General features: G+C 62.2%; 14 protein-coding genes. 9 read left to right on the top strand and 5 right to left on the bottom strand.

The features are described 5' to 3' along the window. The first annotated feature begins 40 nt into the window (after nucleotides 1-40). Both C5J26_RS24635 and C5J26_RS24640 read left to right on the top strand, forming a co-directional pair. Nucleotides 41-754: a pyrimidine 5'-nucleotidase gene (locus tag C5J26_RS24635; RefSeq protein ID WP_105404245.1), complete on the top strand. Its 714-nt coding sequence runs from the start codon at nucleotides 41-43 to the stop codon at nucleotides 752-754. A gap of 109 nt (nucleotides 755-863) precedes the next feature. Continuing rightward, nucleotides 864-1,520, top strand: coding sequence for a calcium-binding protein (locus C5J26_RS24640; protein ID WP_105404172.1), 657 nt, complete (start codon nucleotides 864-866; stop codon nucleotides 1,518-1,520). A 79-nt stretch (nucleotides 1,521-1,599) separates the two neighbouring features. On the opposite strand, the gene C5J26_RS24645 is transcribed toward C5J26_RS24640, so the two are convergent. Then, nucleotides 1,600-2,460 carry an LOG family protein gene (locus C5J26_RS24645; RefSeq protein WP_105404173.1) on the bottom strand — a complete coding sequence of 287 codons (861 nt, stop codon included), beginning with the start codon at nucleotides 2,458-2,460 and terminating at the stop codon, nucleotides 1,600-1,602. A 136-nt stretch (nucleotides 2,461-2,596) separates the two neighbouring features. Here C5J26_RS24645 and dapD point away from each other — a divergent pair, with 136 nt between their 5' ends. From dapD to C5J26_RS24665, 4 genes are read left to right on the top strand one after another with little or no spacing between them, the layout of a single operon-like run. Next, nucleotides 2,597-3,451 carry a 2,3,4,5-tetrahydropyridine-2,6-dicarboxylate N-succinyltransferase gene (gene dapD / locus C5J26_RS24650; protein ID WP_105404174.1) on the top strand — a complete coding sequence of 285 codons (855 nt, stop codon included), beginning with the start codon at nucleotides 2,597-2,599 and terminating at the stop codon, nucleotides 3,449-3,451. A 9-nt stretch (nucleotides 3,452-3,460) separates the two neighbouring features. Next, the gene (dapE, locus tag C5J26_RS24655) at nucleotides 3,461-4,657 is read left to right on the top strand and encodes a succinyl-diaminopimelate desuccinylase (protein ID WP_105404175.1); all 1,197 of its coding nucleotides are present in this window, start codon (nucleotides 3,461-3,463) and stop codon (nucleotides 4,655-4,657) included. Next, entirely contained in the window at nucleotides 4,641-5,261 is a 621-nt protein-coding gene (locus C5J26_RS24660) for a hypothetical protein (protein ID WP_105404176.1), read from the top strand. Before dapE ends, C5J26_RS24660 begins: the two co-directional genes overlap by 17 nt. Nucleotides 5,262-5,294: 33 nt before the next feature. Next, nucleotides 5,295-5,891, top strand: a complete 597-nt coding sequence (locus C5J26_RS24665) for a hypothetical protein (RefSeq protein WP_105404177.1) — start codon at nucleotides 5,295-5,297, stop codon at nucleotides 5,889-5,891. Nucleotides 5,892-5,903: 12 nt separating this feature from the next. Here C5J26_RS24665 and truA read toward each other — a convergent pair whose 3' ends face one another. Genes truA through def form a run of 3 tightly spaced genes read right to left on the bottom strand, consistent with a single transcriptional unit; the run spans nucleotide 5,904 to nucleotide 8,177 of the window. Next, on the bottom strand, nucleotides 5,904-6,668 hold the full coding sequence (truA, locus tag C5J26_RS24670; protein ID WP_105404178.1) for a tRNA pseudouridine(38-40) synthase TruA: 765 nt from the start codon (nucleotides 6,666-6,668) through the stop codon (nucleotides 5,904-5,906). After that, nucleotides 6,668-7,603 (bottom strand): methionyl-tRNA formyltransferase, encoded by a 936-nt coding sequence (fmt, locus tag C5J26_RS24675; RefSeq protein WP_105404179.1) that lies wholly within the window; start codon nucleotides 7,601-7,603, stop codon nucleotides 6,668-6,670. Before fmt ends, truA begins: the two co-directional genes overlap by 1 nt. Nucleotides 7,604-7,661: 58 nt before the next feature. After that, nucleotides 7,662-8,177 (bottom strand): peptide deformylase, encoded by a 516-nt coding sequence (gene def / locus C5J26_RS24680; RefSeq protein WP_105404180.1) that lies wholly within the window; start codon nucleotides 8,175-8,177, stop codon nucleotides 7,662-7,664. A gap of 111 nt (nucleotides 8,178-8,288) precedes the next feature. Between def and C5J26_RS24685 the strand changes: the two genes are divergently transcribed. From C5J26_RS24685 to C5J26_RS24695, 3 genes are all read left to right on the top strand, one after another. Continuing rightward, nucleotides 8,289-9,488: a DNA recombination protein RmuC gene (locus C5J26_RS24685; RefSeq protein ID WP_105404181.1), complete on the top strand. Its 1,200-nt coding sequence runs from the start codon at nucleotides 8,289-8,291 to the stop codon at nucleotides 9,486-9,488. A 49-nt stretch (nucleotides 9,489-9,537) separates the two neighbouring features. Further along, nucleotides 9,538-10,437, top strand: a complete 900-nt coding sequence (locus C5J26_RS24690) for a ribokinase (protein ID WP_105404182.1) — start codon at nucleotides 9,538-9,540, stop codon at nucleotides 10,435-10,437. Between the two features lie 183 nt (nucleotides 10,438-10,620). Beyond that, complete coding sequence (locus C5J26_RS24695; RefSeq protein WP_105404183.1) at nucleotides 10,621-12,975, top strand: methyl-accepting chemotaxis protein; 2,355 nt, start codon at nucleotides 10,621-10,623, stop codon at nucleotides 12,973-12,975. 73 nt (nucleotides 12,976-13,048) lie between these two features. Here the strand turns inward: C5J26_RS24695 and C5J26_RS24700 are convergent, their stop codons facing one another. Then, on the bottom strand, nucleotides 13,049-13,990 hold the full coding sequence (locus C5J26_RS24700) for a nucleoside hydrolase (RefSeq protein WP_105404184.1): 942 nt from the start codon (nucleotides 13,988-13,990) through the stop codon (nucleotides 13,049-13,051).

The raw sequence follows: 13,990 nt of genomic DNA on the forward strand, positions 1-13,990 counted from the left end.
TTTCGTTTTCTTTGCCGTCGAGCCGGTGCATAAAGCGGCCATGGAAAAAAAGCCGCAGACCTCGCCCGACCCCGCCGATTTCGCCCATGTCCGCGACTGGGTGTTCGATCTCGACAACACGCTTTATCCGCATCACATCAATCTGTTCGCGCAAATCGACAAGAACATGACGGCCTATGTGCAGGAACTGCTGCAGCTCGAGCCGGCGGAAGCGAAAGCCCTGCAGAAACGCTATTACCACGAGCATGGTACGACGCTGCAGGGCCTGATGCTGAACCACGGCATCGAGCCGGACGGGTTTCTCGAGCAGGCGCATGCGATCGACTATTCGGCGCTGTTGCCGCATCCGGAACTCGGCGAGGCGATCAAGGCGCTTCCCGGCCGCAAGTTCATCTTCACCAATGGCAGCGTGCCGCATGCTGAAGCCGCCGCCAGGGCACTCGGCATTCTCGACAATTTCGACGACATATTCGACATCGTCGCCGCAGACTACGTGCCGAAGCCGGCAGGCGCGACCTACGACAAGTTCGCCAGTCTTCATCGGGTCGATACGCAAAAAGCCGCGATGTTCGAGGATCTGCCGCGCAACCTGCAGGTGCCGAAGGCGCTCGGCATGCGCACCATCCTCCTCGTGCCGCGCAACCTGGACGCGGTGCTGATGGAACGGTGGGAAAAGCTCAGCGACGAGGACGATCATATCGACTACGTCACGGACGATCTAACCGGCTTCCTCAGCGGCCTCAATATCGGCTAAGGTTTTATCGGCATTACTAAAAGTTCATCCACATTACGGATGTTTAAGTGGTTTTGACCGTTGCGGGCTCTATCTTCAGGCTATCGAAACAACCTGAAGGACCACCGCAATGACCGCGAAGAAGATCGTTCTGGCGACCCTTGGAGCAGCGCTGATCGCCGGCGCAGCCGTTCCTGCCTTTGCAGCTCCAGGGCGTGATGGTCCCGGCCGCCATGGTGGTCCCGGCCGGGCGATGATGCAGGACGTGATGTTCGTGCGCCTCCTGAAGAATGCCGATGCCGACAAGGATGGCAAAATCTCCAAGGACGAGATGACCGCATTTCAGGACAAGCTCTTCACCGCGATCGATGCCAACAAGGATGGCTCACTGACCCGCGGCGAGATGTTCGACTATCGTCAGGCGAAGATGGAAGAGTTCCGCAAGACCCATCAGCCCGAAGTGGCCAATGCCACAGACCCGAAGGACGACCAATCCGACGATAACATGGCCGACCGGCGTGATGACCATCGCCGAGACCGCGATCGTTCTGCATGGAACCATGATGGTCAGGGCCGCCACGGCGGGCGCCGCGAAGACGCTCGGTGGGAAGGCCCGCACGACCGTCAGATGATGGGCCGGGGCATGTTCCGCATGGTCGATGAAGACAAGGACGGCAAGATCACCAAGACGGAAGCCACCACCGCATCCGACAAGCTGTTCGCCCGCATGGATACCAGCAAGGATGGAACCATTTCCATCGACGACCTGCCGGACCGCCCCCTCTAGTTCTCCGCCCCCTTGGAACTAGCTCCGACAGTCGTCCAAAGGACCCGCCCCTTCCCCAAGGGGCGGGTTCTTTTATTTTTCAATGCTCGTAAAAATCCGAGATGATCTTCCAAGCCTGTTCCGAAGTTTCAACAAAACTGATGAGGCTCAGGTCATCCGGCGCGATGGTGCCAAACTCCGCGAGCGCGCCAAAGTTGATGATGCCGCGCCAGAAGGATTCGCTGAACAGGATGAGCGGTATGGGCTCCATGCGCTTGGTCTGGATGAGGGTGAGCGCCTCGAACATTTCGTCCAGGGTGCCGAACCCGCCGGGGAAGACAACGACTGCCTTCGCCCGCATCATGAAATGCATCTTGCGGATGGCGAAATAGTGGAAGTTGAAGCTGAGTTCCGGCGTTACGAAGCGGTTGGGTGCCTGCTCGTGCGGCAGCATGATGTTGAGCCCGATGCTCGGGGCACCGGCTTCCGCCGCACCGCGGTTGCCAGCCTCCATGACGCCGGGGCCACCGCCGGTCACCACCACGTATTCCTGATGATTGTAGCCGGCCGAGTGTTTGCCGCAGAGTGCCGCGAACTTGCGCGCCTCGTCGTAATAGACCGAAGCCGCTTCAAGGTTCTGGCGCTGGGTGTCGTTGCGGGCGGCCCAGGCGCTCTGGCCGGGAGCCGGGATGCGCGCGCCGCCGAACAGCACGACGGTCGATCTGATGCCGCGCTCGGCCAATGCCATTTCCGTCTTCATCAGCTCGAGCTGAAGCCGCACGGGGCGAAGCTCTTCGCGGCTGAGGAATTCGTCATCCGCATAGGCTAGCCGATAGGAATGCGATTCCGTCTGCGGCGTCCTCGGCTGGACTGCGGCGTCGTTTTTGTCCGCCTTGTTGTCCTTCAGCGGATCCCAGACCCCGTCCTTGCGCCGCGGCCCGTCCTTCTTCGCCTTTGCCATTCGCATGATCCTTCCGGCGTCAAATGCATTGACGCCAATTCACATTGACGCTTGAGTGGCGGTCGCTTAGATCAAATGACACCAAATGGCCACCTCTCCCACCATCACGATACAGAGTGACGTTTAAGGATTTCCCATGAGCAGCCCCGACTTTTCTTCTCTCGAAAAGACTATCGAGACGGCCTTCGACAACCGCGACACCGTAACGGTTTCGACCAAGGGAGAGATCCGCGACGCGGTCGAAGAGGCGCTCAACCTGCTGGACAGCGGTAAGGCGCGAGTCGCAAGCCGGGGCGAAGACGGCGTGTGGACGGTGCATCAGTGGCTGAAGAAGGCGGTGCTCCTGTCCTTCCGCCTCAACGACATGGAAGTGGTCAAGAACGGCCCCGGTGCCTCCACCTGGTGGGACAAGGTGCCCTCCAAATTCGAGAACTGGGGTGAGAGCGAGTTCCGCGCCGCCGGCTTCCGTGCCGTGCCGAACGCAGTCGCGCGTCGCTCTGCCTATATCGCCAAAAACGTCGTCCTGATGCCCTCCTTCATCAACCTCGGCGCCTATGTCGATGAAGGCACCATGGTCGACACCTGGGCGACCGTCGGTTCCTGCGCCCAGATCGGCAAGCACGTGCATCTTTCCGGCGGCGTCGGCATCGGCGGCGTGCTGGAGCCGATGCAGGCCGGCCCGACCATCATCGAGGACAATTGCTTTATCGGCGCCCGCTCGGAAGTGGTCGAAGGTTGCATCGTCCGCCAGGGTTCGGTGCTCGGCATGGGCGTGTTCATCGGCAAGTCGACCAAGATCGTCGACCGCGCCACCGGCGAGATCAGCTATGGCGAGGTGCCGCCCTATTCGGTGGTCGTCGCCGGCACGCTGCCGGGCAAGCCGTTCCCGAACGGCGAGCCGGGCCCCGGCCTCTATTGCGCCGTGATCGTCAAGCGAGTCGATGAAAAGACCCGCTCCAAGACCGGTATCAACGAACTGCTGCGCGACTGATCCCATCCCATGTCCAGTGCCGATCCCATCGCCAATCTCCAGACGCTCATCCGCTGCCCCTCGGTGACACCCGCCGAGGGCGGCGCTCTGGCAGCGCTGGAGGCCATGCTGCTTCCGCTCGGTTTCAAGGTCGAGCGCATGGTGGCGACGGAGCCCGGCATGCCGGACATCGAGAACCTCTATGCCCGGCTCGGCACAGATGCGCCGCATCTGATGTTCGCCGGCCATACGGACGTGGTGCCGCCGGGGGATGAAACGTCGTGGAGCCGGCCGCCGTTTGCCGGCGAGATTGTCGGTGATGAGTTGTTCGGCCGCGGCGCGGTGGACATGAAGGGTGGGATCGCCTGTTTCGTCGCCGCCGTCGCCCGCCACATAGAGCAAAATGGCGCGCCAAAAGGCTCGATCTCTTTTCTGATCACCGGCGATGAGGAAGGCCCGGCGGTCAACGGAACCGAGAAGCTGCTGAAGTGGGCCGTTGAACGGGGCGAGACCTGGGATGCCTGCCTGGTCGGCGAGCCGACCAATCCCGATGTGCTCGGCGACATGATCAAGATCGGCCGTCGCGGGTCGGTCTCCGGCAAGGTCACCGTCTTCGGCGTCCAGGGCCACGCGGCCTATCCACATCTGGCCGACAATCCGGTGCGCGGCCTGCTGCCGCTTGCATCTGCCCTGATGGACCCGCCCTTCGACGGCGGCACGGCGGAATTCCCGGCCTCCAACCTGGAAGTGACATCCATCGATGTCGGCAATCCGGCGACCAACGTCATTCCGGCAAAGGCCAGTTTCGCTTTCAACATACGCTTCAACGACACCTGGACGGCCGACACCGTCAAGGCGGAGATCGTCAGACGGCTGGATGCGGCAGCGGTCGGCAACCCGCTTCGCCCGGATCGGGAACCGGCGCGCTACGAAATCACCTGGGCGGAACGCCCAAGCCACGTGTTCCTGACCCGCAACAACGCTCTGATCGCATCGCTTTCCGGCGCTGTCGAGAGCGTGACCGGCAAGGTGCCGAAGCTTTCTACGACGGGCGGTACGTCTGATGCCCGGTTCATCAAGGATTATTGCCCCGTTGTCGAATTCGGCCTGGTCGGCCAGACCATGCACATGATCGACGAGCGCGTGGCCCTTGCCGATCTGGAGACGCTTACCCAAATCTATGGGACCTTCCTCTCCCGCTGGTTCGATAATGCCCTCCTATCATGAAGTCAGGCTCTACCTCGGCGGCCTCTGGCTGCTGATCCGCGGCGATGCGCGCGGTTTGCGGCCGTTCGATATTTCGGACGAGGGCGTGTTGCGTTCGTTCTGGGCAGTCGCCTGGTGCGCGCCGGCACTCGTTGTCGGCTGGATCTTCCGGCGGATGGAATACCTTCGCCATTTCCCTCAACGTGAGGACTATTCCTTCATCTTTTTCCTGAAGATGCTGGTTCTCGAAGCGGCCCAATGGATCGTGCCAGCCGTGGCGCTCATCGTGCTCGGCTTCATTCTGCGCTTCATGCCGCTCGTGCGGATTCTGATCGTGCTGCGCAACTGGTTTGCCGTCCCGTTCGCCTATGCGGCCTATGCTGTCTTGGCGCCTGTCGCCTTCCTTTCCGATCAGCCTGGCGCCCTTGCAAGCCTTGCCGGTTATGGCGCGCTTGTGCTCGCGGCAATCCTTCTGTTTGCAACGCTCTTTCTCATGTGGTGCATCCTGAGAACCGTCATGGGTGGCCCGGTGATGATCCGAATTGCGACCCTGGGGCTCGTGGTTCTGGCGGAAGTTATTGTTGCGCGCGAACTGGAGAATATCATGGGGGTTTCGTTAACCTGATGCGTGATTTCGCCGTTTTGCGGGGAGGCAACCTTGCCCTCCTATCCTGAAGTCAGACTTTATCTGAGCGGTATTTGGCTGCTGATCCGGGGCGATGCGCAGGGTTTCCGCCTGCTCGACATTTCCGATCGCGGCATGATGCGCTCGTTCTGGGCGTTCGTCTGGTGCCTGCCGGGAGCGTTCATCTCCTGGCTGTGGTGGCGCGACTATCTGCTCGAAGGCATGCCGCCCGGCGCCCGGACCGGCGGGATTTTCTTCGTTCGCATGGCGATGCTGGAAATCTTCAACTGGCTGGTGCCGCTGATCCTTGCCGGCGTACTCTGCTCGCTTCTCGGCATTGCCCGAAAGTTTCCGGCGGTCGTCGTCAGCGTCAACTGGCTCTCGGTTCCCTTCGCCTATCTCTATGGCCTGCTGAGCCTGCGCTTTCTGTTGCCATCCAGCCTCGATACCGTCCTGGCGCTTGTCCATTTCGCACTGCTGATCGTCATGATCGTCGCTGTATCGCGGGTGATGCGGATGATCTGCGGGCCGCAGCCGCTGATGATCACCACGCTGGTGCTGGTGCTGATCGTGCCGAGCATGCTGCTGACCGAAGCCCTGCAGCGTTTCCTCGGAATCTATCCGCTCTGATGAACCAGCGCTTCAGGGCTCTACGGGATCGCCTGGATAATCGACGCGCATGAAATAAAGTCCCTCGGGCGGCGCCACCGGCCCGCAGGCTTTGCGGTCCCGGGCGTCCAGTGCTGCGCGGACATCCGCCGGCGTCATCCGGCCTTCACCGGCCAGTTTCAGCGTGCCGGCTAGCGAACGTATCTGATTGTGCAGGAAACTCTGTGCCGTCGCGCGGATTTCGATCAGGTCACCGGTGCGCGTGACATCCAGCATGTCCAGCGTGCGGACGGGGTTTTTCGCCTGGCAATGAACCGAACGAAAAGTCGTGAAATCGTGCTTTCCGACCAGCGTCTGGGCGGCGGCATGCATGACCTCATGATCCAGATCCTTGGTGACCCACCAGGCGCGCTTCGCATCCAGCGCCAGCGGGCCGGCGCGTGAAATGATGCGGTAGAGATAGTATCGCCGGACAGCCGAAAAGCGGGCGTCGAACGTATCATCGACGACCTGCACGCCGATGATGGCGACTTTCTCCCTGGCCATGCCCAGATAGGCGTTCAGCGCGTCGCGCAGCCGGTGTGGCTGCCACAACCGCGACAGATCGACATGCACCACCTGCCCGCGTGCATGAACGCCGGAATCGGTGCGGCCGGCGCCCTTGACCACCACGCTCTCCTTGGTCAAGGACAGGATGGCAGTTTCAAGTGCCGACTGTACCGAATGGCCGTTCTTCTGCTTCTGCCAGCCGACATAGGGCGTGCCGTCATATTCGACGATCATGCGGAATCGCGGCATCAGGAGAGCCTCGTGCCAGGCCCCAGCGGCGTACCGCGCAGGAACTCCGCCGCGGCCAGGGGCTTGCCCCCGGCCTTCTGCAACTTGAGGAGCCGCACCGCACCCGCGCCGCAGGCAAGGGTCAGTGCGTCGTCAAGAATCGTTCCGGGCTCGCCCTGCCCCTCGCCGATTTCCGACAGAAGAACCTTCACACGCTCCAGCCTGCCGTTGATTTCCGCCTCGAACCATGCGCCCGGGAAAGGCGACAGACCGCGGATGTGGTTATGCACATCCGCTGCGGGTTTCGAAAAATCGATACGCGTCTCGCCCTTGTCGATCTTGGCGGCATAAAGCACGCCTTCCGGCGATTGCGGCGTCAGCGGCAGGTCGTTGGCTTCGAGTTTTTCCATCGCCTCGACCACGGCACGGGCACCGACCAGCATCAGCTTGTCGTGCAGTTCGCCCGCCGTCATGTTCTCGCCGATTTCCACTTCCCTCGTCAGCGCAACGGGGCCGGTATCGAGGCCCTTTTCCATCTGCATGACCATCATGCCGGTCTTCTTGTCACCCGCCATGATCGCCCGCTGGATCGGCGCGGCACCGCGCCAGCGTGGCAGGAGCGAAGCGTGGCCGTTGTAACAACCGAGCTGTGTGGCCGTCAGGATCGCTTCCGGCAGCAGCAGGCCGTAGGCGACGACAACGGCAACATCCGCCTTGAGCCCGCGGAATTTTTCGCGCTCTTCCGGATCCTTGAAATTCACCGGCGTAAAAACGGGGATGCCCAGCAGTTCGGCGGCCTGATGCACCGGCGACTTCACCAGATCGAGCCCGCGGCGACCACCCGGGCGCGGCGGCTGGGTATAGACTGCGACGATCTCGTGCCCCGCGTGCTTGAGGCTCTGCAGCGTCGGCACGGAAAATTCCGGGGTTCCCATGAAGATGATGCGAAGAGACATGGACGTTCCGCGTCTCAAGAGACCGCGCCTTCTTAACTCGGATCGCCTGAGCGGCGGTTCAGACCGCCTTGGACTTGGCAGCCTTGGTGAATTTCTTGATCACCATCTCGCGCTTCAGGCGGGAAATATGGTCGATGAAAAGCACGCCATTCAGGTGATCGATCTCATGCTGCAGGCAGGTGGCGAGCAGGCCATCGGCCTCTACCACATATTCCTTGCCGTCGCGGCCGAGATGCTTGACGCTCACGGTCGCCGGGCGTTCCACCTCGGCATAATATTCCGGAATGGAGAGGCAGCCCTCTTCATACACGGAGCTCTCGTCTGAGGATGTGACGATCTCCGGATTGATGAAGACCTGCGGCTGCTTTTCCTCGCCCTCGCGCGCAATGTCGACGACCAGCAGGCGGCGCGGCACGCCGATCTGGATCGCCGCAAGGCCGATGCCCGGCGCGTCATACATGGTCTCCAGCATGTCGTCGGCGAGCCTCAGAAGCTCGGCGTCAACACGCTCTATCGGCTTGGAAAGCTGACGCAGGATCGGGTCAGGCAGAATAATCAGAGGCTTGATCGTCATGGCTTCCCATAACCCATCTTTTTTTCCGAAGGAATAGAAATTACGGCCGGAGGAAGCTCAATGTTCATGTTTTGATCTTTTCAAGCGACAAAATTCTGTTAGTTTCCCGCCATGAATAATCTCGTTGCCAGCCTTTCCCGTTTCTTCGACGATCCGCGCGCTGCCGTCGTGGCGATGATGTGTGCAGCGGCATTGCTGCTGTTATGGTTGTTTCTGGGGCGCCGGGCATCGCTTCGGCGGCAGGAAGATGCGGCCTTGCGGGCGATGGAAGGCGAGGCCCGGCTTTCTGAACTTCTGAGAGCGCAAAGCGAGATGCAGGGACGGTTGTCGGCAATGGCGGAGACGCTTTCGACGCGGCAATCGGAACTGAACCAGTCGGTCAGCCAGCGGCTCGATGGCATGACACATAGGATCGGCGCGACGATCACCGAACAGACCAAGTCGACGCACGAGAACCTGCAGCGGCTGCAGGAACGGCTGGCGGTGATCGACGCCGCCCAGAACAATATCCAAACGCTGGCAAAGGACGTCGTCGGCCTGCAGGCGATCCTGTCGAACAAGCAGACACGCGGCGCCTTCGGCCAGGGCCGAATGGAAGCGATCGTTGCCGACGGATTGCCGATGGGGGCCTACGGCTTCCAGACCACGCTCTCGAACGGCACAAGGCCCGACTGCACGATCAGGATGCCGAACGGCGCTCCGCCCTTGGTGATCGATGCCAAATTTCCGCTCGAAGCCTGGAACGCATTTCGCGAGGCCGCGGCACCCGAAGCCAGACGGGCCGCCGCCCAGGCCTTCAAGCGCGACCTCGAGGTCCACATCCGCGATGTCTCGGAAAAATACCTGATCCCGGGCGAAACACAGGAAATGGCTTTCCTCTTCGTGCCATCGGAATCGATCTTCGCGGAGATCCACGAGCATTTCGAGAGCGCTGTGCAGAAGGCGCAACGTTCCCGGATCGTCATTGTCTCGCCCTCGCTGCTGATGCTGTCCATCCAGGTCATCCAGGCCGTGCTGAAGGACCAGCGGATGCGCGAGCAGGCACATCTCATCCAGGGCGAAGTGGCGCTGCTGATCGAGGATCTTTCCCGCCTCGATGACCGTACCCGCAAGCTGCAGACACATTTCTTCGCTGCCCAGAAGGATGTCGAGCAGATCATGACCTCCACCGACAAGCTCAACCGCCGCGGCGCCAGGATCGAGGCTCTTGAACTGGAGGCTCCGGCGGAGGCAGCCCGCGACCTGCCACAGGCGAAAGTGGTCGAAAGCCGTACCGGTCTTCTCAAACTGCGGGTGGTTGACGAGGAGTGATCCTCTCGGGCAGTGTCGCGCGACTTTAAATCAAGCATGCAGGCCCGCCATGATCACCGTCCTCGGCTCCATCAACATGGATCTCATCGCCACGACCGAGCGCCTACCCCAGCCGGGCGAGACGGTTGCGGGATCGAGCTTTGCGACGGCCGCCGGCGGCAAGGGCGCCAACCAGGCGCTCGCCGCCCGCCGTGCCGGAAGCGCCGTGCATATGGTCGGAGCCGTTGGAGAAGATGGTTTTGCTACACCGGCACTCGCACTCCTCGATGACGCCAAAGTCGATCTCTCGGCGGTCGCGCGCGTAACCGATCCAACCGGCACGGCTCTGATCCTGGTGGGGGGCACGGGCGAAAACATGATCGCGGTGGTGGCCGGCGCCAACGGTACGGTGAGCACGGCGCAGGCCGAGGCGGCGGTCGAAGCCATGAAGACCGGCGATATCCTGATGCTGCAGCTCGAAATCCCGGCCGAGACGGTAGAGACGGCGCTCAACGCCGCGCGCGCCAAAAGCGTACTGACGGTGATCAACACGGCGCCGCTGACCGGCGATGCGACCCGGCTTGCCCGGCTCGCGGATATCGTCGTCGCCAATGAAACGGAATTCGAACTGCTGGCCGGAAGCCCGATCCCGGACGCTGCGGCGCGCCAGGAGATGTTGAAAAAACTGCACGCGGAAACCGGCCAGACATACGTCGTCACGCTCGGCGGCGACGGCGTGGTCGCGATCCGCGACGGAAAGATTGTCACGGCCGAGGGATTGAAGATCGAACCGGTCGATACGGTCGGCGCCGGCGACACGTTTTGCGGTTATCTGGCCGCCAGTCTCGAACAGGGGCTCGATTTTCCGAAAGCGCTCCGCCGCGCCGCAGTGGCCGGTTCGCTCGCCTGCCTCAGCCGCGGCGCCCAGCCATCGATCCCGCCCGCCGAGGCGGTCGACGCCAGGGTCTGAGCTGCTTCGATCGAGTATTTCCCCCTACTTTCGCCGTTGCGGCAGAGCAAGCATTTGCAATTTTAGTCAACGTTAACATATCGCTTTTAGGGTCGCGGTCATATCTCTGCGGGGACGAGATTCGATCCGCCTCGCGGCCGCTCCATGAAGGAGCCTCACCCTGTCCGCACTCCGAGGCAATCGATGTTTTCGCTCAAGGTCAAGTCGCTCTCCACGAAGCTCATACTTGTAACGAGCCTGGTGATCGCCGGCGTTCTGGTTCTCTCCAACTTCTTCCTGATCTCCCAAACCCGCAACCGCGTGTCGACGCTGACCATGGCGCAGGCGCAGGCCGAGGCGCGTTCCATCGCCAACGAAGTCGCCGTCGACATGGGCCAGCTTGCCGGCGCGGCACGCTCGATGGCGGGCGTGATCGGCCGCGGCCATGCCGCGGGTTATCTCGACCGCAAGGGCGTCACCGACGCCCTCAAGGCCAACCTGGAGCAGAATGCTTTTGCCTATGGCAGCTGGTTTGCCGAAGTTCCGGGCGCATTCGACGGAAAGAACGCGGAACTCGTCGGCAACAAGGAGATGGGCGCCAACAAGAAGGGGGAGCTTGCCCCGTACTGGACCAAGAGCCGCACCGGCGATATCGCCTATAGCGTCTTCGACATCGACACCCAGGCGGAATGGTATTCGCTTGCGGCAATCTCGAAGAAAGGCTCGCTCACCCAGCCCTATATCGAAAGCACCACGGGCGATGCTGTCGCCATGAGCTCCGTCGCCTACCCCGTCATGTCCGGCTCGAAGCTCCTTGGAGTTGCCGGCCTCGACGTGTCGATGGCAACCCTGACAAAGAAGCTCCAGGCGATGCGGCCGTTCGGCTCCGGCCGGGTTCTCCTGGTGTCGCAAGGCGGCAAATGGATCGTGCCTGTCAATCCCGACAAGCTGATGAAGCCGGTCGAAGGCGAGAAAACGAGCGAGCTGCTGGCCGCGCTGAAGTCGAACCAGCCGGTCCAGCTCGACAACCTGACCGCCGATGCGGCGGAACCCTTTGAACGCGTCGTCTATCCGTTCACGGTTCCGGACCTCAATGCCACCTGGGCGATTGTCCTGGACGTGCCGCAGAGCGTGATCGCCGCACCGGTTCAGGACCAGACACTGATGATGGTGCTCGGTGGGATCGTCATCATGGGGGCCTGCATCGCGACCCTCTATTTCGGCAGCACCGTCTTCGTGCGGCGGCCTCTGGGGGCACTGCTCGGCAGCGTCGATACCTTGAGCAAGGGCCGGTTCGAGCAGCCGGTCGAGGGCCAGGACCGCACCGACGAGATCGGCTCGCTGGCCGGAGCGCTCGAAGGCTTCCGCCACACGCTGGCGGACGGCCGCCGGCTCGAAACGGAAGCGGAAGCGCAGCGCCATGCGGCGGAAAACGAGCGCCACCGTTCCGAAGGCGAGCGGGAGGCGAACGCGCAGCAGCAGCAGCGCGTCGTCACGTCGCTTGCCAATGGCCTGGCGGAGCTCTCCAACGGCAATCTCGGCTATCGCATTCAGGACGACTTCCCGGGCGAATATGGCAAGCTGAAGGTCGATTTCAACAAGGCGCTGGAAAGTCTCGAGGAGACGATCGCGACGGTAAGCTCCACCGTCTACAATATCGGCAATGGCAGCCGCGAAATCACCACCAGCGCGCAGGATCTGTCGCGCCGGACGGAGCAGCAGGCGGCAAGCCTGGAGGAGACCGCAGCCGCGCTCAACGAGCTCACGGCGCAGGTGAATTCCAGCGCCGAGAACGCCAGCTCCGCCGCCGCCACGGTCAACCTCGCCTGCGACGATGCGGAAAAGTCCGGCGAAGTGGTACAGAAGGCCGTGGCCTCGATGCACGGCATTGCCCAATCCTCGCAGGAAATCTCCCGCATCATCGGCGTCATCGACGAGATTGCCTTCCAGACCAACCTGCTTGCCCTCAATGCCGGCGTCGAAGCTGCCCGCGCGGGCGAGGCGGGCAAGGGATTTGCTGTCGTCGCGCAGGAAGTCCGCGAACTCGCCCAGCGTTCCGCCACCGCCGCCAAGGAGATCAAGGCGCTCATCAACGCATCGACCAGCCAGGTCAGCGATGGGGTGGAACTGGTCGGCAAGGCCGGCGACACGCTGCAGAAGATTGCCGTGCAGGTGATGCAGATCAACGGGTTGATCCGCCAGATTTCCGCGTCGGCAAGCGAACAGGCCGTCGGCCTCAAGGAGGTCAATTCGGCGGTCAACCAGATGGACCAGGTGACCCAGCAGAATGCCGCGATGGTGGAAGAGACCACCGCCGCGAGCACGGTGCTGAGCACGGAAGCGGAAACGCTGAAGTCGCTGGTCGCTCGGTTCCGCGTTTCGGCGCATGCGACAGGCCACACCCAAAGCGCGCCTCAGACGCTGCGCCAGGTCGCGCAGACCATGCGGGCAACGCGGCCGACCCCGCCCGCACCGGCCCCACGTGCCAAGCCGGCGCCACGGGCTGCGATCTACCACGGTTCGGCCGCCGTCGTAGCGGACGACTGGCAGGAATTCTGATCGCAGCTTCAGGTGAAAACACAGAAAAGCCGCCGTGCAACCGGCGGCTTTTTCTTTGTCGGCTTATCCCACCTCAGAGCCGGGCGACCCGCTCCGTCAGCAACTCAAAAAAGCCGTCGGCATCGACATGGCGCATCACCTTGGCATTCGGCTTGCGACCGGAGACGTGCCACCAGTCAACCACCGTCATGCCGACCGTCAGGTCCGACCCTGTCTCGATCTCGACATTGCAGTCGCGGCCGGAAAAGAGTTCGGGCTTGATGAGGTAGGCGATGACCGTGGGATCATGCAACGGGCCGCCATCGGAGCCGTATTTTTCGATGTCGAAGCGCTCGAAAAAGGCGAGCCACGCGACCAGGACCTCCGCCGGATGGGTGCCGAGCGCGGCGATCTTTTCGACACGGGCTTTGGTCGTCAGCAATTGGTGGGTGACGTCGAGCGGCATCATGACGATCGGCATGCCCGAGGCGAACACGGTCTTTGCCGCTTCCGGATCGACATAGATGTTGAATTCGGCAGCCGGCGTGATGTTGCCGCCCTCGAAAAAGCCGCCGCCCATCATCACCAATTCCTTCGCGCGCCCCGTAATGTCCGGCGCTTTCTCGAGAGCGAGCGCGATATTGGTGAGCGGCCCGAGCGTGCAGAGCGTTACCGTTCCGGCAGGCTCAGTGCGCAACGTGTCGATAATGAAGTCGACAGCATGGATATCTTTCACCGGCATTGTCGGTTCGGGCAATTCGATACCGTCGAGGCCGGTCCTGCCGTGCACGTGCTCGGCGGTGACCTGCGGGCGCATGGTTGGCTTCAGCGCACCCTCGTAAACCGGCGCCTCCGGCCTGCCACAGAGTTCGCAGACGATCCGGAGGTTGCGGCTGGTGTAGGAAAGCGGCACGTTTCCGGCGACCGCGCAGAGACCAAGCAGCTCGATCTCGTCGGGACTCGCAAAGGCAAGCATGATCGCCGCGGCATCGTCCTGACCCGGGTCGGTATCGATGATAATTTTCCTGCGCTGCAT

The organism is Neorhizobium sp. T7_12 (assembly GCF_002968535.1).
In the GTDB taxonomy this organism is placed as follows: Bacteria; Pseudomonadota; Alphaproteobacteria; order Rhizobiales; family Rhizobiaceae; genus Neorhizobium; species Neorhizobium tomejilense.

Bases quoted from the DNA above. Each gene is read 5' to 3' on its own strand.
- def (WP_105404180.1), bottom strand. From the start codon at position 8,177: ATGACGATCAAGCCTCTGATTATTCTGCCTGACCCGATCCTGCGTCAG.
- C5J26_RS24700 (WP_105404184.1), bottom strand. From the start codon at position 13,990: ATGCAGCGCAGGAAAATTATCATCGATACCGACCCGGGTCAGGACGAT.
- truA (WP_105404178.1), bottom strand. From the start codon at position 6,668: ATGCCGCGATTCCGCATGATCGTCGAATATGACGGCACGCCCTATGTC.
- dapE (WP_105404175.1), top strand. From the start codon at position 3,461: ATGTCCAGTGCCGATCCCATCGCCAATCTCCAGACGCTCATCCGCTGC.
- C5J26_RS24635 (WP_105404245.1), top strand. From the start codon at position 41: ATGGAAAAAAAGCCGCAGACCTCGCCCGACCCCGCCGATTTCGCCCAT.
- C5J26_RS24660 (WP_105404176.1), top strand. From the start codon at position 4,641: ATGCCCTCCTATCATGAAGTCAGGCTCTACCTCGGCGGCCTCTGGCTG.
- fmt (WP_105404179.1), bottom strand. From the start codon at position 7,603: ATGTCTCTTCGCATCATCTTCATGGGAACCCCGGAATTTTCCGTGCCG.
- C5J26_RS24645 (WP_105404173.1), bottom strand. From the start codon at position 2,460: ATGGCAAAGGCGAAGAAGGACGGGCCGCGGCGCAAGGACGGGGTCTGG.
- C5J26_RS24685 (WP_105404181.1), top strand. From the start codon at position 8,289: ATGAATAATCTCGTTGCCAGCCTTTCCCGTTTCTTCGACGATCCGCGC.
- C5J26_RS24695 (WP_105404183.1), top strand. From the start codon at position 10,621: ATGTTTTCGCTCAAGGTCAAGTCGCTCTCCACGAAGCTCATACTTGTA.
- C5J26_RS24640 (WP_105404172.1), top strand. From the start codon at position 864: ATGACCGCGAAGAAGATCGTTCTGGCGACCCTTGGAGCAGCGCTGATC.
- C5J26_RS24690 (WP_105404182.1), top strand. From the start codon at position 9,538: ATGATCACCGTCCTCGGCTCCATCAACATGGATCTCATCGCCACGACC.
- dapD (WP_105404174.1), top strand. From the start codon at position 2,597: ATGAGCAGCCCCGACTTTTCTTCTCTCGAAAAGACTATCGAGACGGCC.